Below are 735 nucleotides of genomic sequence, written 5' to 3'. Positions count from 1 at the left end.
GTAAAAGTTAAATTACCTGATGGTCGTATTATTACAGTGGAAGTTCCTGTAACAGTAACACCTAAATCACAAAATGGTGGAGGAGTGATTTCTCAAAATGGCGATTCAACTGTTCAGATTGTAACGGAATATCTTGATGAAAATGGTAACCGAATTACTTCAGATAAAGAAGGAAAACACAATCCAATAGAGTTGGAAGGATACGAATTTAGTCATTCAACAACGGATACTAAAGGAAATACCCTACATCACTATAAGAAAGTGAAAAAACCAATCAATCAAGAGACTCCTACAAGTCCAGAAAAACCAGTAGCTACTCCAGTTCAGACAAGTTCTACAGATTCTAAACAAGTATCCGTTGAAACAACCGTAGCTAATGACAAGAGGGAATTACCAAATACTGGTACAGAAGATAAGGCTGGTCTAGCTAGTCTTGGACTTCTTGGAATGTTGGGTGCATTCGGACTCGTAGCTCGTAAGAAAAAAGAAGATTAAAGATTTGTCGATTATTTATCTTGTGTAATATTAAATCCAGACCTATATAAAAACTTTACGAAATAGTATTTGGATAATAATATAAAGATTGTTGATGCTGAAAAAATATCAGGATCACAGGAACGTATAGTATCAGTAACTTAAAAAAGTCTGATACTATGCGTTTTTTTATGGGAAGATTTATTAGTACTTACTTTTTATAAAGTTTTTAACTAATATAAATGTTTTACTTATTTATTG

The 735-nt window shown here is 32.7% G+C and carries 1 protein-coding gene; it reads left to right on the top strand.

All coding sequences use genetic code 11. The annotated features are described in order from the left end of the window. Positions 1-495: LPXTG cell wall anchor domain-containing protein (locus NMM26_RS09535; protein WP_254754333.1), on the top strand; the 495-nt coding region annotated here is incomplete at its 5' end. Between the last annotated feature and the right edge of the window lie 240 nt (positions 496-735).

Origin of the sequence: Streptococcus sp. CF7_Ac1-8, from assembly GCF_024295435.1 — a bacterium.
GTDB lineage: Bacteria > Bacillota > Bacilli > Lactobacillales > Streptococcaceae > Streptococcus > Streptococcus mitis_AP.
This window is presented reverse-complemented; position numbering and strand designations above follow the sequence as displayed.